The 18,212-nt window shown below is 62.5% G+C and carries 16 protein-coding genes; 7 read left to right on the plus strand and 9 right to left on the minus strand.

Annotated features, from left to right (window positions below; genetic code table 11):
• Positions 1-30 precede the first annotated feature (30 nt).
• From HWY30_RS00305 to HWY30_RS00325, 5 genes are all read right to left on the minus strand, one after another.
• Positions 31-861, minus strand: coding sequence for a carbohydrate ABC transporter permease (locus HWY30_RS00305; protein ID WP_090810629.1), 831 nt, complete (start codon positions 859-861; stop codon positions 31-33).
• Positions 858-1,892: a carbohydrate ABC transporter permease gene (locus tag HWY30_RS00310; RefSeq protein WP_090811820.1), complete on the minus strand. Its 1,035-nt coding sequence runs from the start codon at positions 1,890-1,892 to the stop codon at positions 858-860. The genes HWY30_RS00305 and HWY30_RS00310 overlap by 4 nt, the downstream gene beginning before the upstream one ends.
• A 129-nt stretch (positions 1,893-2,021) precedes the next feature.
• The gene (locus HWY30_RS00315) at positions 2,022-3,269 is read right to left on the minus strand and encodes an ABC transporter substrate-binding protein (RefSeq protein ID WP_090810631.1); all 1,248 of its coding nucleotides are present in this window, start codon (positions 3,267-3,269) and stop codon (positions 2,022-2,024) included.
• A 174-nt stretch (positions 3,270-3,443) separates the two neighbouring features.
• A complete protein-coding gene (locus HWY30_RS00320) occupies positions 3,444-4,538 on the minus strand; it encodes a LacI family DNA-binding transcriptional regulator (protein WP_090810633.1) in 1,095 nt (364 codons plus the stop codon).
• Between the two features lie 199 nt (positions 4,539-4,737).
• Positions 4,738-5,892, minus strand: coding sequence for a porin (locus HWY30_RS00325; protein WP_090810635.1), 1,155 nt, complete (start codon positions 5,890-5,892; stop codon positions 4,738-4,740).
• 282 nt (positions 5,893-6,174) lie between these two features.
• Here HWY30_RS00325 and HWY30_RS42395 point away from each other — a divergent pair, with 282 nt between their 5' ends.
• From HWY30_RS42395 to HWY30_RS00335, 3 genes are all read left to right on the plus strand, one after another.
• The gene (locus HWY30_RS42395; RefSeq protein WP_260321232.1) at positions 6,175-6,309 is read left to right on the plus strand and encodes a hypothetical protein; all 135 of its coding nucleotides are present in this window, start codon (positions 6,175-6,177) and stop codon (positions 6,307-6,309) included.
• Between the two features lie 429 nt (positions 6,310-6,738).
• Complete coding sequence (locus HWY30_RS00330) at positions 6,739-7,047, plus strand: BON domain-containing protein (protein ID WP_090810637.1); 309 nt, start codon at positions 6,739-6,741, stop codon at positions 7,045-7,047.
• Between the two features lie 362 nt (positions 7,048-7,409).
• Complete coding sequence (locus HWY30_RS00335; RefSeq protein ID WP_090810639.1) at positions 7,410-8,570, plus strand: endo-1,4-beta-xylanase; 1,161 nt, start codon at positions 7,410-7,412, stop codon at positions 8,568-8,570.
• A gap of 116 nt (positions 8,571-8,686) precedes the next feature.
• On the opposite strand, the gene HWY30_RS00340 is transcribed toward HWY30_RS00335, so the two are convergent.
• The 3 genes from HWY30_RS00340 to HWY30_RS00350 all read right to left on the minus strand — a co-directional run bounded on the left by HWY30_RS00340 (position 8,687) and on the right by HWY30_RS00350 (position 11,327).
• Positions 8,687-10,252, minus strand: coding sequence for an alpha/beta hydrolase (locus HWY30_RS00340; protein ID WP_090810641.1), 1,566 nt, complete (start codon positions 10,250-10,252; stop codon positions 8,687-8,689).
• A gap of 467 nt (positions 10,253-10,719) precedes the next feature.
• Entirely contained in the window at positions 10,720-10,938 is a 219-nt protein-coding gene (locus tag HWY30_RS00345; protein WP_018422694.1) for a YMGG-like glycine zipper-containing protein, read from the minus strand.
• A gap of 11 nt (positions 10,939-10,949) precedes the next feature.
• Entirely contained in the window at positions 10,950-11,327 is a 378-nt protein-coding gene (locus tag HWY30_RS00350; protein ID WP_090810644.1) for a hypothetical protein, read from the minus strand.
• An 896-nt stretch (positions 11,328-12,223) separates the two neighbouring features.
• Here HWY30_RS00350 and HWY30_RS00355 point away from each other — a divergent pair.
• Together HWY30_RS00355 and HWY30_RS00360 are read left to right on the plus strand one after the other, a co-directional pair.
• Entirely contained in the window at positions 12,224-12,652 is a 429-nt protein-coding gene (locus HWY30_RS00355) for a helix-turn-helix transcriptional regulator (RefSeq protein WP_090810646.1), read from the plus strand.
• Positions 12,653-12,654: 2 nt separating this feature from the next.
• Positions 12,655-13,980, plus strand: coding sequence for a type II toxin-antitoxin system HipA family toxin (locus tag HWY30_RS00360; protein ID WP_090810648.1), 1,326 nt, complete (start codon positions 12,655-12,657; stop codon positions 13,978-13,980).
• 40 nt (positions 13,981-14,020) lie between these two features.
• Here HWY30_RS00360 and HWY30_RS00365 read toward each other — a convergent pair whose 3' ends face one another.
• Positions 14,021-14,698, minus strand: coding sequence for a FadR/GntR family transcriptional regulator (locus HWY30_RS00365; protein WP_090810650.1), 678 nt, complete (start codon positions 14,696-14,698; stop codon positions 14,021-14,023).
• A 220-nt stretch (positions 14,699-14,918) separates the two neighbouring features.
• Here HWY30_RS00365 and HWY30_RS00370 point away from each other — a divergent pair, with 220 nt between their 5' ends.
• Together HWY30_RS00370 and HWY30_RS00375 are read left to right on the plus strand one after the other, a co-directional pair.
• Entirely contained in the window at positions 14,919-16,703 is a 1,785-nt protein-coding gene (locus HWY30_RS00370; protein WP_090810652.1) for a gamma-glutamyltransferase family protein, read from the plus strand.
• Between the two features lie 69 nt (positions 16,704-16,772).
• Positions 16,773-18,200: an MFS transporter gene (locus tag HWY30_RS00375; RefSeq protein ID WP_090810654.1), complete on the plus strand. Its 1,428-nt coding sequence runs from the start codon at positions 16,773-16,775 to the stop codon at positions 18,198-18,200.
• The last annotated feature ends 12 nt before the right edge of the window (positions 18,201-18,212 follow it).

An 18,212-nucleotide genomic window follows, 5' to 3' on the forward strand; every position in this document is an offset into this window, starting at 1 on the left:
GCGAGGGCGTGAAAAATGAAAGAGAGAATCTCAAGCCTTGACCGCGCCGGTCGTCAGACCGTCGATCAGACGCCGCGAGGTGAATGCGAACAGCACCAGCAACGGCAGCACCGCGACCGCGGAGCCCGCCATCACCGCGCCCCAATCCGAATTGGTCGGACTTTGCAGAATGCGCAGAGCGAGCGGCAGCGTGTACATCGACGGCGAACGCAGCACGACGAGCGCCGACAGAAAGTTGTTCCACGCCTGAATGAAGCTGATCAGTCCAAGCGTACCCAGCGCCGGTCCCAGCAGCGGCATCACGATGCTCCAGTAGATGCGGAATTCACCGCAGCCGTCGATGCGCGCCGCCTCGATCAGCTCGGACGGAATCGCCGCCGCCACGTACTGGCGCATCAGGAACACGCCGAGCGCGGCGGCCGCGCCAGGTACGTACAGCGCGCGCGGCTGATCGATCCAGCCGAGCAGGTTCATCGTCATGAACGTCGGAATCATGCCGAGGAACGGCGGCACCAGCATCGCGGTCAGCGCGATCGCGAACAGCGTCTTCTTGAAGCGGAATTCGTACATCGCGAACGCGTAGCCGGCCATCGACGTGACGAGCAGCGTCAGCACGGTTTGCATCGTGGCCGTATAGAAGCTCCAGCCGAGATTGCGCCAGAACGGAATGTGCCGCATCAGCGAGGCCATGTTGTCGAGAAACGCGCTGCCGAACCACAGCGGGGGCGGCATCGAGAAAATCTCGGAACTCGTGTGCGTCGCGAACACGAACATGAAGTAGAACGGCGAGAACATCAGCAGCGCGCCGACCACCACGATCGCGTAGCCGATATAACGGCCCTTGTTGCTCGACGATTTCATCGCTGAGTCTCCTCGTTCATGCCGCTGCGGTGAAAAATCCGCGTGTTCAACCACATCAACGCGCCGATCGAAATGAACAGCAGCCATGCGATCGAACTCGCGGTGCCGAAATCGCCGTCGTGGAATGCGGTGCGATACATATAGACGGCCGTCGTCAGACCGGACTGGCTGGTACCCATGCCTTCGTTCGGCAGCAGGATGAACGGCTCTTCGAACAGTTGCAGCCCACCGATGATCGACAGCGTGACCGCGAAGAAAATCATCGGCTTGATCAGCGGAATCGTGATGCGGGTGAACTGTTGCCAGCCGTTCGCGCCGTCGATGCGCGCGGCCTCGTAAAGGTCCTTCGGAATGGTTTGCAGCGCCGACAGATACAGCACCGTGTTCCAGCCGACATAGCGCCAGAAGATCACCACCGACACCGCCGGCTTGACGTTCTTCGGGTTATACAGCCACTCGATCGGATGCGCAGGGACGATCCAGTGCAGGCCGGGCAGCTTGCCGAGTTCGGCGATCGCGAGGTTGATCATGCCGAAGTCGGTCGAATACAGCGACGAGAAGATCAGCGCGATCGCGACGCTCGACGTGATGAACGGCAGGAAGTACAGGCCGACCACCAGGTTGCGCCAGCGGCGAAACGCGGTTTGCAGAAAGAATGCCAGCGGCAGCGCCACCAGATGCTGCGGCACGCCGGACATGATCGCCATCGACGCGGTGTTGTACAGCGACTTCCAGTACCACGGGTCGGTCAGCGTGAACGTGAAGTTCGACAGACCCACCCACTTCATGCTCGCGAGCCCCGCCGTCGCGTCCCAGCTCTGGAACGACAGGTACAGCGAAAACAGCAGCGGGAACGCCATGAATAGCGCGAACAGCAGGAAAAATGGACCGAGAAACAGGTAGGGTGCGACTTTCACCGGATCGAGCCGCGAAGTTCTGCGCGGCGCGGCGAACGGCGCGGGCGAGCTCGGCACGTCGCTCGCGCGCGCATCGCGGGCGACCTCTGGGGTCGTGGGCAGCGGGGTGTTCATCAATAGTTCCGTCCAGTCGGGCGTAGCCGGGATCGATGACCGGCCACGCTGTTTGCAGCAGACTTGCAGCGCACTGCGACACACTTCGGTCGCGGCACGCAGCGTGCCGCGACCTTGCATCGATACCGCTTAACGGCGGAGCCGATGCGCGATCTGGTCCTGCGCTTCCTGGAGCGCCGTATGCACGTCTGCACCGTCGTCGACGACCTTGTCGAGGGCCGAATGCACCGCTTCCTCGGCGACCTGGTCGTACTTGCTACGCTGGATCGCCGGGATGTGGGAGGCTGCGTCACGCCAGATCAGACGCGCTTTCTCGTTGCCGAGGAATGCGACCGGCTCCGCGAAAAACGTGTCGTTTTGCGCGGCGAGCAGCGCGGGGAATGCGTCGATCGAACGGAACGATGCGAGCTGCGTGTCCTGGCGCGTCGTCAGGAACTTGATGAATTCCCACGACATCGGCTTTTGCGTCGCTTTCGCCGGAATCGAGTAGAACGTGCCGCCGAACGATGCGTACGCGTTGTTCGGCAGATTGGCCGCGCGCCACAGACCCTTCGTGTCCGGGGCGATCCACGACGACAGGTGGCCGCCGAGCCACGCGCCCATCATCTGCGTCGAGACGGTCCCGCGCTTGAAACTTTCGGCCCATTCGTTCGACCAGGGCGTGATCTTCGCGTCGAGACCGAGGTCGCGTGCTTTCTTCGCGAGCTCGAACGCCTTCACGAAACGCGGCGACGTGACGACCGGATTGCCGGCCTTGTCGAAGTACACGCCATCGCCTTCCTTCAGGTCGGCGCGAATGTAGATGTCCTCGATATCGCGCGACGATGCCATCAGGTACGCACCCGTCGCCTTCTTGATCTTCACGCCGGCCGCCAGGTACGAGTCCCACGACTTCGTCAGGTCGGCTTCGGTCACGCCCGCCTTGTCGAGAAGGTCCTTGCGATAGAACAGCGTGCCCGGACCGATATCGGCCGGCATGCCGACGATCGTGCCGTCCTGCGTGGTCGCCTGCGCGAACGTGTAGTTGATGAACTGGCTCTTGTACTGGCCCGCGTTATACGGCGCCTTCGACAGATCTTCGAGACCGCCGCCCGAGGCGAAGCGGCCGATAAAGCCGACCTCCACCGCCATCACGTCGGGCAGATTGGAGCTCGTCGCGAGTGCGGTGGTCATTGCGTTGTGGTGATCGGCGATCGCGAGCGACGACACCTTGATGTCGACGTCCGGATGCAGCTTCTTCCACGCCGGAAGCGCGTCCTTGATTTCCTGATCCAGCTTCGGAAAGACCGCGACCGTCAACGTGGTGTTGGCGTGCGCGCCGACTGCGGCCAGGCTGAGCAGAACGGCGGCGGCAGAGCCTGAAAAGCGGAATTTCATTACTCGTCTCCTGAAGAACCCTGTTTGAATTGCATTCGATGAATACCCGGTTGCTGCGACCTTCTTCCCCTGTTGTCTTTATTGCTGCTTTGCCTGGTGCTGAATGCGCCGCTGAATTTCTGCTTGACTGCCGATACCTGAAAGCGCTTTCACGTTGAGGCGAAAAAACAACCGCTACGTAGGCGTATCCCCCCGTTTTACCGGCGGCGGCGTGATTCGCCGCGTGGTTTCACGCGTCACGAGCGTGAGCGGAATCGGGCTTAGCGCGATCGACTGCTTGCGGATCATCTGCACGATGCCCTGTGCGGCGAGGCGGCCGATTTCGTAAGTCGGCTGGCGGACCGTCGTCAAAGGCGGCGTCATGTACGACGATGTCGGCAAATCGTCGAAGCCGACCAGCGACACGTCGTCCGGCACCCGCACGCCGCGGCGGAACATCGCAAGGCGCGCGCCGTACGCGGTTTGATCGTTTGCGCAGAACACCGCGCTGAACGATGGATGGCGCGCCATCAGGCGCTCCATCGCGGCGACGCCGCCCGTTTCGAGGTAATCGCCCTGCTCGACGAGATCGGCATCGAAGCCGATGCCCGCTTCCTCGAGCGCGGTCCGGTAGCCGACGAGGCGCTCGATCGCATCCTCGTGACTTGCCGGCCCGGCGATGAAGGCGATCTCGCGATGGCCTTGCTCGATCAGATGATGGGTCGCGTCGCGTGCGCCCTGCATGTTGTCGATCGGCAGGCCAGCGAGCGTCGCGCTGTTGTGTACCGAGCGGCCGAGTACGAGCATTGGCGCGTACCGCGAGTAGTCGGTCAACGTCGACTCATCGAGTTGCGCGTGCAGCAAGATGATTCCATCGACGCGCCGCGCGATGAACTGCTCGAGGCGCGCCTTTTCGTCGTCGATGTTCCAGCGGCTGCTCACGAAGATCGGCGTAAAGCCCGGTTCGTATAACGACTCCTCGATGCCGCGCAGCCACTCGGCGTAAAACGGGCTCGACACCGCCTGCGTCAATACGCCGATCGTTTCGGTCCGCCCGCTCGCGAGACTGCGCGCGAGCACGTTCGGCCGATAGTTGAAACGCGCGATCGCCGCTTCCACCGCCTGCTGCTTGGCGGGAAGCACGCGCGCAGAACCGTTCAGGATCCGCGATACGGTGCTCGGAGAAACACCGGCCGCGCGCGCGATGGCTTCGAGCGTCACGTTGGGCGCAGCGGGTACGTCGGATACCTTGGGCGCGCCGGGTTTATCGTTGGAGCCGTCGTGGGTCATGAGTTCTGCCTGAATCCTGTGATGAAAGCGCTCTCAGATATGAAGAGGCGCACTACGTCCGGTGATGAATTCGAAAAAAAGAAAAAGCAGCCGATGCGACGAGGGTGGAGGAGGCGTCGCACCGGCCTCTCTATGAAAGAGAAATAAACAGTCCTTGAAACAAAGAGATCACTGCGATTGCTGATCAGGCAACCTCAACTCAGAACGAGGTCATGATCCCGGCGAACACGCCGGTCTGGCTATGACCATAGTTCGGGTTGCTGTTCGACGACGTGCCCGTCACCGCATCGAAGTTGTTGTTGCCGTACGGCCCGTTGCCGAGGTTCAGGTTCGACGTCGAGCTGTTGTGCACGTAGCCGGCTTCCGTGTACAGGAACGTGCGCTTCGACAGCGCGTACGTCGCGGCGAGCGTGAACAGCGTTCCATTGCCGTTGCCGTTGTTCGCGTTCGCGTGGTAGACCGCAGCCGTCAACAGCGTGGGCGACGTGACCTGCCATGCAGCGCCGACCCATTCGTGGTTCACACTGGTCGGCGCGCTCACGCCGAGAGGCTGCGACGCATCGGTTACGCCCACGCTCGCGTTGGTCGCGTCAGGCGCGCTCAGGTGCTGGTAGCCCGCGTACAGCTTGACCGGACCTAGCACGTACGTGCCGCCGACAAGGGCCATCCGCGAAGCAGAGTAGACGTTGTTGAACGAGCCGTTGGCGCCGCGCACTTCGTCATAGATCACGCGGACGTCGCCGTTGCCCCACGTGTACACACCTTCGACCGCGTTCGTACGACCCTGGCCGGTCGGCACGCCAGCCGAGTTGACAGGCGCCGAGTTCCAGCTCGTGTTGTTGGTCAGCGAATACTGGCCCTTCAGCACGAGGCCGCCGAACAGCACCGGCGAGTTGTACTCCGCGCCGTTGCTGGTGCTCGCCCAGTTGCGACCGCGCACCAGTGTCGAGATCGCGTAGCGCTGCATCACCTGCGGGTCGGTGCCCCAGCTGTCCTGCGAAAGTTCGCCGGCGCCGAGGTTACCGATCTTGAACAAACCCCAGTGGTCGTTCGTCAGCCCCACCGTTGCGTGACGGCCGAACAGATTGCCCGCGGATGCACCGGTCATCGTGTTGAGCTGTCCTTCGAGCTGGAAGACCGTCTTCGTGCCGCCGCCGATATCTTCGGCGCCCTGCAGGCCGAACCACGAGCAACCCCAGTCGCCGCTTTGGGCTGACCATGCGTGGCCGCCCGGGAGGCCGGTTTCAAACTGGATGCCGTTGTCGATACGGCCGTACAACGTGACACTGCTCTGCGCATGGGCCACCGTCGTCGCGGCTGCCATCACCGACACAGCAATAAGCTTCTTCTTCATTTAGATATCCTTATATATATATTTTGGCGTCTCCAAGCCGCACAGGACGCACGCGTTCTCACACGTTTTCCCTCTTGCCGAAATGTTCGCTACTTATTCGCTTCACATTTCGAGGCGATTATAGGGATGGCCTTGCGCCGCGCATCAAACTAACTGCTCAGGGAAAACGCTGTTATCGATAACAGTTGCGCGCCGGAAGATCCCGCAGTAGCGCCCTGCTTTGTGACCATTACGTGATGGTCACAAGCGTCGGAAATCCGTTTGAACTCATGCACCGAAACGATGGGCGAATCCGTCTCGCGCGTCGCTCAGCGCTTGCTTAACAAGGAAAACACGCTCGAACGCAAGCAAAATTTCGCGCTTGATGTTGCGAAGATGCAACGAGCCGTCTCGCTTGCATTGCCGGTTTGGGCTTGACGAACTGGCGCAGGAGCCGCCAGCAGTGGTGGACATTAGCGACTATCATCAATGCATACGATGTCGGGCAACGAGCCGGGCTCAGCCGCGTAGCAGGCTGAGTGCGGGATTGTCCGCGCATCCGTCTGGCTCTCGCGCTCCAATACGAACGCTCCAACCAGCTTCCATCCCCGGCTCTCGCTGTTCCCCCGCCACGCCGCACATGCGACGTCCCGCTCGAACACGCTGCCCTTGCAACTTTTCTGCGGGCGACGGCACGACCGCCCATCGCCCCGACTGGCAAAACCTCGGCGCGCAACCGCGATAACCGCGACGCATGCAGTGGAAAGAGGATTTTGTCCAGTGCACTTCCGACGCCTCGCATCGAGTCGAACCGGAAGATTTGCCGGCGGATTTTGCCGGCACACCTTGGCACTCTAAGGAGGTATCGTGAAAACAGCCCTTGTTTCTACACTCGCGCTGCTGATTTCAAGCGCAATAGCGCCGGCGGCCCATGCCCAGGATTCGCAAGCCACCGACCAACAACTCGCCCATAGCGTGCGGGTCGCGGAGGCGCACAGCGGAGTCGGGATGTCACATGTGTTCGTCTTTGCCCACTCGGGGCGGATCACGCTGGTCGGATGGGTACCAGAGCGGGACCATGTCGCGCGTGCCGAGCAGAGTGCGATGTCGGTTCCGGGTGTCACCTCGGTGGACAACCGGCTCTCGCCCGACGCTGGCTCGCTGAACGGGCATTGAAATCAAACTGAATCGCGGCGCGGACGATTGAAGCAAACCCGCGCGTTGAACGGATTCGGTTTTTCTGTCTCGCCAGTTGGGATTCAGTGACTGGCGCCCTGTTTCGCGCCGTTAGCCGCGCGGCGGTTTCGTGCAATCCCCATCTGAAAGCGCTTTCAACCCACGCCGTGTCAAGCCGGTCGACTCAACGCTGATTCACCATCCATGTCTCGTCGATATGTCAGGTAAATCCCTCATAGCGGGGCTGACAGAGGCTGCTTAACATCTTCACTGTTACCGGTAACGGCGGACATAGTTAGAGAAGACATCCGAACCGGCATTCCGTCACAAGGAGACCAGGAGTGCGTCCTTTGAGGACTTCAATGCGCATGCTCTGCGCAGCCGTCGCCGTTTGCGCGCTCGCAACCGCAGGCTGCGCGCACAACCAGGCCGCCGTCGCTCATGACGGCCAGCCGCTCGCCGCGGCGCCCGCTGAGGCGCTGCCGCCATTGCGCAGTGTGATGGCCGCGCACTTCAAGGTCGGCGCGGCGATTGAACCTGATTCAATCGACAGTCCCGCCGACGCGGCGCTCGTTGCCGCCCAGTTCTCGAGCCTGACCGCCGAGAACAAGATGAAGCCGGGCACGATCGGCGTCGCGGAAGGCAAGTACAACTTCGAACCGGCCGACAGGATCGTCGCGTTCGCGCAAGCGCACGGCATTGCGGTGCGCGGGCACACGCTCTTGTGGCACTTCAAGGCCGGCGACTGGACCGAGGCGCCGGACTGGTTCTTCGCCGGCGATCCGAAAGATCCGCTCTATCACGACATCGTCGCGAAGCGGCTCAATCGATATGTAACCGACGTCGTCACACACTTCCGAGGCAAGGTCTACGCGTGGGACGTAGTCAACGAAGTGATCAGCGACGATCCGCATCAGGTGTATCGCGAAGACAGTCCGTGGTATCGGACGCTCGGCAAGGACTACATCGCGATCGCCTTCCGCGCGGCGCGCGCGGCGGACCCGAACGTGAAGCTCTATATCAACGAGTACAACACCGACGATCCGCGCAAGCGCGCAAAGCTGCTCGCGGTGATTCGCGATTTGCGCGCGCAGGGCGTGCCGATCGACGGTGTCGGGCATCAGTTGCATATCAGCGTAAATTGGCCACCGCTGCCGAACATCAAGCAGGCGTTCGACGACGTCGCCGCGCTCGGCCTCGAAAACCAGGTGACCGAGCTCGACGTGAGTCTCTATGCCGATCCCGGTGAATGCTGGAGCGATCCGCATGCATGTCTGCCGGACCTCGGGCATCCAGTGCCGAACGACATCATGCGCGCGCAGGCCGAGCGTTATCGCGCCGTGTTCGCTCTGTTCGAGCAGGAGCCGAGCATCAAGGCGGTCACGTTCTGGGGCTATTCGGACAAGCACACGTGGCTGACGTCGACGCCGGTGCCGCGCAACAACCTGCCGCTGCCGTTCGATGCGAACCTGCAGCCGAAAGCGGCGCTGTGGACGATCGTCGATTCGTCGTATCAGCCGTAACGTCGATCTTCGAGCCGAAAAGCAGGCGGCCCGCGGTAGGTGTGGGCCGTCTGGTCACATCTCGCGAGGGTGGCAGTGCAATTGCCGTCAGCTTGATTCAAAGCATCGAGATGATTTCAAGGCTCGTCCGAGCCGACCTGCTCGAGCGCATTCAGATTTTCGGGGAAATCGTCGGGCGGACCGTCGGCGGTTTCATGCGTGCGCGGCGGTGACTTGACGACCGGCGGCGGCATCTTGCCGATGCCTTCGTCGATACGCTGCAGCAGATACGGGAAGAACGGATTCGACGCGATGCGGAACATCGAATCGAGCGTCAGAATCAGTGTGCCGCGTTCGCCGCGCGGCGCGAGCGTGCCGAGGTTCTCGTTGAAGTTCTCCGAATCGTCCGGCGCGATGCCGTACAGCGCGTCGGTGATCGGGAATGGAATCGCGACGTGCGACAACGAGAAAATATCCTGCGGATAGTCGATATCCAGCGGCTTGACACGCGTTTGCACTTCGCCCGCATAAACGCTGCGCTCGACAGTATGCGCTGAATCCGGCGACACGTTGGTGATCACCGTCGTGCGATAGTTCTGCGGACCGATGCGCAGTAGGCGCGAGAGCGCCGTGTACGACGCGGAGCGCAGGAAGGTCCTGAAGCGCACGCTGCGGTTCACGTCGAACAGCACGATTTCGCTGCCGTTCTCCGGCAGCTTGTCGTAGAGCGCCGACATCACCGCTGGCGTGCTGACCGTGAAATCCGTCACCGATTGGAACGTGAGGATAGGCGGCAACTTATCGAGCCGGTTCTCGCGCTCGAGCCGCGCAATCTGATCCTGAATCACGCTCGTGAGGAGAAAGGACTGTCGCGCGCCATTCACCGGAAACGAGTTGTACTTGAACGGGTTGAACTCCGGCACGATGCCGAGCCAAGCGGCGCGCGCGAAGGCCGGCAGCACCGCGGGTAATCCGGCGAGACCGGCAAAGCGTGCGTAACGCGTGACGCCGATCATCGGCGAGATCAGCACGACGCGCGTCGGACGCGCGAGCGCGGGATTCTCGATCGCGTCGAGCGCATATTGCAGTGCGAGCGCGCCGCCGTTCGAAAACCCGACCAGCTCGATCGGCTTGTCCGGCCCCACGCGACGGCGCGCTTCACGCACCGCGAGCCGAGTGGCCGCGGTCCAGTCCTGCCAGTGCACGTCGACGAGCCCCGCCGGCACCGTGCCATGTCCGGGTAAGCGGATGCCGATCGCGACGAAACCGCGATCACGATATCGACGCGCGATATGCCGCATGCTGTACGGCGCATCCGTCATGCCGTGCAGCAGCACGACCGCGCCGACGGGTGGCCCCGACGGCTCGAGAATGTACGAGTGATTCCAGTTTTCGGCGAAATGCCACGGAAAAATCGGCGAGCCCTCGTAATAGCGGTTCGCCGGAATGCGCTCGGACGGCCGCAGCTTTTCAACGACATTGACGCGCACGTCGTCGAAAATCCGATTTTCCGCTTTGATGTATGCGTTCCAGTCGGCGGTGTCCATTTCCTCGACGGTCATTTCGCGCGGCACATAGGTGTGCCATACCGACAGCTCCGGCCCGCGCTGCGAATACCACGCGCGTAGCCCCAATGCGAGCACCGCCAGCAGCACCAGAACCCATGCACTTATCTTTATCACCTTCAGTGACGTGCGCAGCATTCGTGTTCTCTTGATGAGATGAAGGTTGCACCGCGCGCAGACTGCTCTCTGCGTGGTGTGCGCATGCCGCCATCGCGGCGGCTTCCGATGTGGATATCCTAAGGGCTTTTAATCACCGGTTCAAACTTTGTCGGCCGGGAGGGCAACGCGACGTCGACAGCGGCTCGAGTATGAACGGATGATTTTCATGACGAACTGGGGATGCGCGATGTCGCGAGCGCGAATGAATTCGCCCCATTCGCTTCGCTACTTGACATTCGACGTGAGGAAAATGGCACGGAATGCATACGGCATCGCGGAGAAGGGAGAGGTGCCCCATGGAAGAACGGTCCTTCAGCGACGCCTCGGAAATCGCTTCACTCGACGGCCGTGGAATGCCTGATCAAGGCCTGATCGGGCCGTGTGCTTCAGTAACGAAACCGGGACGTGACCCAGGTCGCGCCCCAGCCTTGCCTGCTCGCCGGTAATTACTGACGGCCGCGGATATTGCCGGCCACGCCGCCCGCCGCGCCGCCGATGATCGCGCCGGTCCACGCATCGCCGCCGGAGATCGCCGCGATGCCCGCACCGGCGCCCGCGCCAAGTGCCGCGCCGCTCACCGTTCCCTGCGTCTGCGGGCTCATGTCCGTGCAACCGATCATCGCAGCCAGTGCGCCAATACTGACGATCCACCCAAGTCGTTTCATGATCGTTCTCCTTACTGATTTTTCTTCAGGCCGGGCATGACCATCTGAAACCAGAGGGTCTCGATCACCGGGTGTTGGATCATCGTGGGATTGGCGGCGTAGTAGCCGTCGAGGCCTTGACGCACGCTGTCCAGTGTCTGGCCTTGCATGCCCTTGCCGAAGCGCTGTGCGATGTCATTGCTGTTCGCCATGTTGCCGGCATAGGCGCGCTCGACGTCGATCAAATTCGAGATGCCGACCAGATACGCTTTCTTCTGCTCATCGGTCGACTGCATCCATTGCTGGCCTGTGACAATTGGAATGCTCTCCGCACGCGCCACGTTGCCCATCATTGCCAGCGATAGAAAAGTCAGAGATAACAGCGTTCGCCATTGTGGTTTGCTTGCCATCACATACTCCAAAGAAGTTATGTTCTCCAGCGGCCCGCCGGCGACCGCATCCGGCGGCGTCGATCGCGTTATTTGGAAAAATGGTCTGTGTGTCTCGTCGAATCTCCTTTCAGGTTCACCGGTCGGCGTGGTTCGCCGGTTCGGCTTCTATTGGCGTTGGGTCGTATCAGCGAATAGACACCTTGATGGCAGAAAATCTCATGGCGGATTGGAGTGATTTGCACAGATGCTGTAGGCGCGCAACGATTGGACTCGTGTTGGCGTCGCCGCGTAATACACGCTATAGAGTCTACAGCCTTTTCTGTAATTTCCAAGCCCGTTTCGGCTCGATGCGCGGCGCGTGACATTTGTGTCAAATTTCATTCAGCGAGCGAAAGGATACGATGCAATGCGCGTCAACACTCGTCAGTTATCCTGCGCTCGATTTGAGCGCCCGTGATATTGCTAGCGATTCGTTATCGACAACCATTCAGTGTTCTAGCCACGCGATGCGAAAACAGCTTTTGTTTTGCCTGAATGTTCGGCTTCCTGATTAGATCGTCAATCGAAAACGATTCGGATTTATCTATTTCCGGTCGAGGCGTTGCTTCTTCTGATGACAGCACCAACCAGCAGTGAAACAGATGCGATTTTATGGTTGCGTTTGTCCATCATCTTTATTTTCGGTGGATCACATGTTGCCTGCGGCGCAGGGGCTGCGCAGCAGCGAAGGGGGTGGCGGTGCGCGGTTGACCGTTAGTTGCGTGAGAGTAGCGTGAGGGGACGCCGTTTCCAATGCGTCCGTGCTCGTCATTAACAGTCTCTAGCTTGTATTCGCTAAATACAGAGTATAGACTGTATCTGTTATTTACAGGTTTTGGGCTGTTACGCCGCCGCAGCCGAACCGGAGATCGACCGTGGACTACGCCATCAAGACACTGAGCCAGCTCAGACCGATCCTGCAGGGCTTCAGGAAGGCCGCCGGCCTCACTCAGGCCGCGATGGCCGCGCATCTCGGGGTCACGCAACAGACCTACGCGCAACTCGAAGCGAATCCGGCGACCGTCAGCGTCGAACGGCTCTTCAGGGTGTTGCGGGTCTTGCAGGTCGATCTGAAGCTCGCGCAGAGCGGATCGACGCAAAGCGTGGCCGTGGAAGACGGCGCGCCGGCGCCGAACCGCTCCCGCCGCGCCGGGAGCGGAGCGCCGGTCGACGCAAAAAGCAACGCTAAACGCGCCACGCGCGTGCCGCTCAAACCGGGACCGTCGGCGCAAAAGCCCAAAGCGGTCAAACTCGCCAAGGCAACCAAAGCGGCCAGCACCAGCAAGAAACGGGAGGACTGGTAAGCATGGCGCGCAGCACACCGAACCGTCTGAATCTGTGGATGAACGGCCTGCGGGTCGGCGCCTGGGAAACGATACGCAGCGGCGAACGTCTGAGCTATGCCGACGAATGGATCGACGATCCGCAAGGACGTCCGCTATCGCTGTCACTGCCGTTCACACCGGGCAATCAGGCGTATCGCGGTCAGATCGTCGCCGACTATTTCGACAACCTGCTGCCCGACAGCGAACCGATCCGGCGCCGCATCGCCGCGCGCTACCGGACCGGCAGCGCCGCGCCGTTTGCGTTGCTCACCGCGCTCGGCCGCGACTGCGTCGGCGCATTGCAACTGCTGTCGCCGGACGAAGAGCCGAGCGATCTGACGAGCATCCACGGTCGCGAACTCAGCGACAGCGACATCGCGGCGTTGCTACGCGGCACGACGACAGCGCCGCCGCTCGGGCAGCACGATCCGCTCGAAGACCTGCGTCTGTCGATCGCCGGCGCGCAGGAAAAAACCGCGCTGCTCCGTCATCGCAATCGCTGGCTGCTGCCCGAAGGCAGCACGCCGACCACGCACATCTTCAAGCTGCCGCTTGGGCTCGTCGGCAACATGCGCGCCGATATGCGCACGTCGGTGGAAAACGAATGGCTGTGCTCGCAGATCGTCGCGGCCTACGGGCTCCCCGTCGCGCGTTGCGAAATCGCGCGATTCGATGAGCAGAAGGTATTGATCGTCGAGCGCTTCGATCGCCGTTTGTCGAGCGACGCCACGTGGATCGTGCGTCTGCCGCAAGAGGACATGTGCCAGGCCACTGGCACGTCGGCGCTGCACAAGTACGAGTCCGACGGCGGTCCGGGCATCGAGGCGATCATGGAAATACTCGCGAGGTCCACACGCGCGACGACGGACCGGCGCAACTTCTTCGCGACGCAGCTGGTTTTCTGGCTGCTCGCCGCGACCGATGGCCACGCGAAGAACTTCAGCATTGCGCATCTGCCCGGCAATCGCTACGAATCCACGCCGCTTTATGACGTGCTGTCCGCGCATCCGATCATCGGCAGCGGCGCGGGGCGCCTCGCGGCGCAAAAAGTGAAACTGGCGATGGCGGTTCGCGGCAAGAACGTCCACTACCTGCTCAATCAGATCCAGCGCCGGCATTGGGTGGCCGAAGGACAGCGAGTCGGTTTTTCCGCCGCGGACGTCGATACGCTGATCGATCAGTTGACCGCGCAAACGGAGACGGTGATCGACACAGTCTCGTCGCAACTGCCCGCCGCCTTTCCGCTGGACGTGGCCGATGCGGTCTTCGACGGCATGCGCCGGCTGAACCGGAAGCTCGCGCAGTAAAGCGCCGCCATCCTGACCGACGCGCGGCACCACGGCAACCTCACGCCCGCCGCGCCGCAGCACCATCGGTCTTCGCCGACGCACGCCACTGCACGCTCAGCAGATGCTCGCGCATGCATTGCGCGGCCGCATCCGCATCGCGCGCTTTCAGCGCATTGACGATCGCCTGATGCTGTTGCGCGAAAAACTGCCGCGTCCCCTGCGCGGACGTTTTCTCGCGCACCTCCGGCTTCACCCGCATACCGTTGATCACCTCCATCAACGCAATCAACGCGGGATTACGCGTGGCATGTCCGATCAGCAAATGAAAGCGATGATCCCATTGCTGCCACTCGTCGTCGTTTTTCGCGGCGGCATTTTTGCGTGCGCATTTCTCCAGCTCCTGCAGATCGTCGCCACTCGCTTTCGTCGCGGCCAGCGCGGCCAGCGCCGGCTCGAACAGCAGCCGCATTTCGGCGATATCCGCGGGACTGGTGCCGGCGCGCAAGCCGCGCAGCGTCGGCGCAAACTTCAGCGGCCGCGCGCCCAGATAGGTGCCGCGGCCGACGCCGCGCCACACGCGCCCCGACGCCTCGAGCGAAGCGAGCGCCGCGCGCAGGTCGCGGCGGCTCACGTCCAGTTCCTCGGCGAGCTTTCGTTCGGGCGGCAGCGCGTCGCCGTCCTTCAACTGATGATCGGCGATGTAGTCGAGCAGCAAATCCAGTACCGGTTTGTCCATGTTATCCACTGAACCAATTTGTATTGGTCCCAACGATACCAGAATCGCGGCGGCATGACATAGCAGCACCCGGTGATTTTTGATTCGCTATACTGGGTCGCATGTTGATGGTTAACACCGGGTGCAACCCGGCTTCGTTAGTTTTACGCTTTCATTTTCTCTAATTGAACCATTCCATATTGGTTCTGCCATTCGGACCGTCGTCGCCAAGGAGTCGCGCATGTCGTTTACAACCCGTCCAGAACTGATCGGCACCTTCGGCATGGTGGCCTCGACGCACTGGCTCGCGAGCGCATCGGCGATGGCGGTCCTCGAAAAAGGCGGCAATGCGTTCGACGCCGCCGCCGCGGCCGGCTTCGTCCTGCAGATCGTCGAGCCGCATCTGAACGGTCCGGGTGGCGAGCTGCCGGTGGTGTTCTACAGCGCGCGCGAAGAACGCGTGCGCGTGCTGTGCGGACAAGGCGTGACGCCCGCGCGCATGACGATCGAGCGGATGCGCAAGATGGGGCTCGACGTGGTGCCGGGCACGGGCCTGCTGCCCGCGGTCGTGCCGGGCGCATTCGGCGCGTGGATGGCGCTGCTGCGCGACTATGGCCAGTTGCCGCTCGAAGAAGTGCTGAGCTATGCGATCGGCTACGCGGAAAACGGCTATCCGGTGCTGCCACGCATGGCATCGTCGATTCTCGCGATTCAGGACTTCTTCCGCACCGAATGGACGACCTCGGCCGAGCAATGGCTGCGCAACGGCGAGGCGCCGATGCCGAACCAGTTATTCGCGAATCCCGCGATCGCCGAAACCTACAAGCGCATCCTGCGCGAGGCAAATACGCGCAGCGATCGCGCCGAGCAGTGCGAACGCGCGCGTGATGTCTTCTATCGCGGCTTCGTCGCCGACGCGATCGACCAGTACTTCCGTTCGACCGCCGTGCTCGACACCTCGGGCCTGCGCAACAGCGGTCTGCTCGATGCGGGCGATCTCGCGCGCTGGGAGCCAACCTACGAAGACCCGGTGTCTTACGACTACGCGGGCATGCGCGTGCACAAAACCGGCCCGTGGGGCCAGGGCCCGATGTTCCTGCAACAGCTCGCGCTGCTGAAGGGTTTCGATCTCGGCGCGATGGACCCCCTCGGGCCCGATTTCGTGCACACGGTGATCGAGTGCTCGAAGCTCGCATTCGCCGATCGCGAAGTGTTCTACGGCGACCCGGCGTTTTCGCATGTGCCGATGGACGTGCTGCTCGGCGACGCGTACAACGACGAGCGGCGCCGCCTCATCGATCCGCGCCGCGCGTCGTTCGAATTCCGCCCCGGGCTGCTCGGCGACAGCGAGCAACGCGCCGCGCGCATCGTCGCGAATGCCGGGCGCGAGCAGGCCGGCGGCTTTGGCCAGGGTGAGCCGACCTTCGCGCCGCTGCCCGAATTGCGCGGCGATACCGTGCATCTCGACGTGGTCGACCGCTGGGGCAACATGGTGTCGGCTACGCCGTCGGGCGGCTGGCTGCAGGCGTCGCCGGCGGTGCCGGGCCTTGGCTTCAACGTCACCACGCGCGCGCAGATGTTCTGGATGGAAGAAGGCCTGCCTTCGTCACTCGGCCCGGGCCGCCGGCCGCGCACCACGCTGTCGCCGACGCTCGTCACGCGCGACGGCAAACCGTACGCGGCCTTCGGCACGCCGGGTGGCGACCAGCAGGATCAGTGGTCGCTGCAGCTGTTCCTTAAGCACGTGCATGGCGGCATGAACTTCCAGGCCGCCGCCGATGCGCCCTCGTTCCAGACTGCGCACTTCCCCGGCTCGTTCTATCCGCGCGCAATGCAGCTCGGCAAGATGTCGGCCGAGTCGCGCTTTCCGGACAGCACGCTCGCCGAACTGCACGCGCGGGGCCACGACCTCACCGTCGCGGAACCGTGGGCGCTCGGCCGGGTCTGCGCGGTCGCGATCCGCAACGGTTTGATGCGAGGCGCCGCTACACCGCGTCAGATGCAGGCCTACGCAATCGGCCGATAAGCGGCCCGAAGCATCCATCAGCGCAGAACGCGCGGCCTCGCTGCGCCATTTCCTTCAGGAGAAGTTGCCGTGTCCGCCGTCGCCGCCCGTCTTGAAAGACTTCCCCTGTCGAGCTTTCACCGCAGACTGCTGCTGATCGGCGGGCTCGGGTACATGTTCGACGGGCTCGATTCGTCGTCGCTCGCGTTCCTGCTGCCGGTCGTCAGCAAGCTGTGGCAATTGACAAGCGCTGAGACCGGGCTCGTCGCGAGCAGCACCTATATCGGCTACTTTTTCGGCGCGTTCCTGTCGGGTGTGCTCGCCGACGTGATCGGCCGACGCCGCATCATGATGAGCGCGCTCGCCATCTATTGCGTCGCGTCTCTCGCGAGCGCGACCGCGCACGACTGGCACACGTTCTTCGCGCTGCGCGTCGTCGCGGGCTTCGGTTCGGGCGCGGAGACGGTCGTGATCGCGCCGTTTCTCGCCGAGTTCGTGCCGCGCCGCTATCGCGGCATTTTCTGCGGCGCGTTGGTCGGCTTCATGTCGTTCGGCTATCTGACCTCGTCGATTCTCGGCTTCGCGGTGGTGCGCAACTTCGTCGACGGCTGGCGCTATCTGGCCGTGATCACGTCGCTGCCCGTCGTGATGCTGCTGTGGTGGCGCCGGACGCTGCCGGAATCGCCGCGCTGGCTCGAAAGCCAGGGCCGCGCGGCCGAAGCGAACGGCATCGTCGGCCGCATCGAAGCGGCGTTCGTCGAGCGCGGCATTGCGCTTGCGCCCGTGACTGCGAACCACGCGCTTCACGCGCTGCCCACGCCGGCCTGGACGCCGGCGCGCGGCAACGCGTGGCGCAACGTGCTCACGCTGTGGTCGCCGCGACTCGCGCGCACGACCGCGGTCAGCTGGCTGATGTGGTTCTCGGTCGCGTTCGCGTACTACTCGTTCTTCGCGTGGATCCCGAGCCTGCTCGTCAAGGAAGGGCTGACGATGACGAAGAGCTTCGGCTATTCGATTGCAATCTATGGCGCGCAGATTCCCGGTTACTTCTCGGCGGCGTGGCTCAACGAAAAGATCGGCCGCAAGGCGGTGGTCGCTTCCTACATGCTGTTCGGCGGCATCGCCGCGATCACGCTCGCGTTTTCTCACACCGGCATACAGATCATGACCGCGGGCATCGCGCTGTCGTTCTTCATGAACGGCGCATTCGCCGGCGTCTACGCTTACACGCCGGAAGTGTTTCCCACCGCGGTACGCACGACGGGCACGGGCTCGTCGTCATCGTTCGGCCGCATCGGCTCGGTCAGCGCACCGATCCTCGTCGGCCTCGTTTATCCGCTGTCCGGTTTCCTCGGTGTATTCGCGATGACCACGACGGTGCTGGTGATCGGCGCATGCGTGGTGTTCTTCTTCGGCATCGAAACGCGCAACCGCTCGCTCGAAGATATCGAGGCGAGCGAACTCGAACCGGCTCGCGACGCGCAAGCCCAGTTGAACTCCACCCGCATGCACGGCTAAACGCACTGCGAC

Source organism: Paraburkholderia tuberum STM678 (assembly GCF_902833905.1).
In the GTDB taxonomy this organism is placed as follows: Bacteria; Pseudomonadota; Gammaproteobacteria; order Burkholderiales; family Burkholderiaceae; genus Paraburkholderia; species Paraburkholderia tuberum.

What these genes read in the sequence shown, in the direction of transcription:
- HWY30_RS00315 (WP_090810631.1), bottom strand. Translation starts at nt 3,269, where the DNA reads ATGAAATTCCGCTTTTCAGGCTCTGCCGCCGCCGTTCTGCTCAGCCTG.
- HWY30_RS00365 (WP_090810650.1), bottom strand. Translation starts at nt 14,698, where the DNA reads ATGGACAAACCGGTACTGGATTTGCTGCTCGACTACATCGCCGATCAT.
- HWY30_RS00360 (WP_090810648.1), top strand. Translation starts at nt 12,655, where the DNA reads ATGGCGCGCAGCACACCGAACCGTCTGAATCTGTGGATGAACGGCCTG.
- HWY30_RS00325 (WP_090810635.1), bottom strand. Translation starts at nt 5,892, where the DNA reads ATGAAGAAGAAGCTTATTGCTGTGTCGGTGATGGCAGCCGCGACGACG.
- HWY30_RS00340 (WP_090810641.1), bottom strand. Translation starts at nt 10,252, where the DNA reads ATGCTGCGCACGTCACTGAAGGTGATAAAGATAAGTGCATGGGTTCTG.
- HWY30_RS00305 (WP_090810629.1), bottom strand. Translation starts at nt 861, where the DNA reads ATGAAATCGTCGAGCAACAAGGGCCGTTATATCGGCTACGCGATCGTG.
- HWY30_RS00335 (WP_090810639.1), top strand. Translation starts at nt 7,410, where the DNA reads ATGCGCATGCTCTGCGCAGCCGTCGCCGTTTGCGCGCTCGCAACCGCA.
- HWY30_RS00350 (WP_090810644.1), bottom strand. Translation starts at nt 11,327, where the DNA reads ATGGCAAGCAAACCACAATGGCGAACGCTGTTATCTCTGACTTTTCTA.
- HWY30_RS42395 (WP_260321232.1), top strand. Translation starts at nt 6,175, where the DNA reads ATGGGCGAATCCGTCTCGCGCGTCGCTCAGCGCTTGCTTAACAAGGAA.
- HWY30_RS00320 (WP_090810633.1), bottom strand. Translation starts at nt 4,538, where the DNA reads ATGACCCACGACGGCTCCAACGATAAACCCGGCGCGCCCAAGGTATCC.
- HWY30_RS00310 (WP_090811820.1), bottom strand. Translation starts at nt 1,892, where the DNA reads ATGAACACCCCGCTGCCCACGACCCCAGAGGTCGCCCGCGATGCGCGC.
- HWY30_RS00370 (WP_090810652.1), top strand. Translation starts at nt 14,919, where the DNA reads ATGTCGTTTACAACCCGTCCAGAACTGATCGGCACCTTCGGCATGGTG.
- HWY30_RS00345 (WP_018422694.1), bottom strand. Translation starts at nt 10,938, where the DNA reads ATGAAACGACTTGGGTGGATCGTCAGTATTGGCGCACTGGCTGCGATG.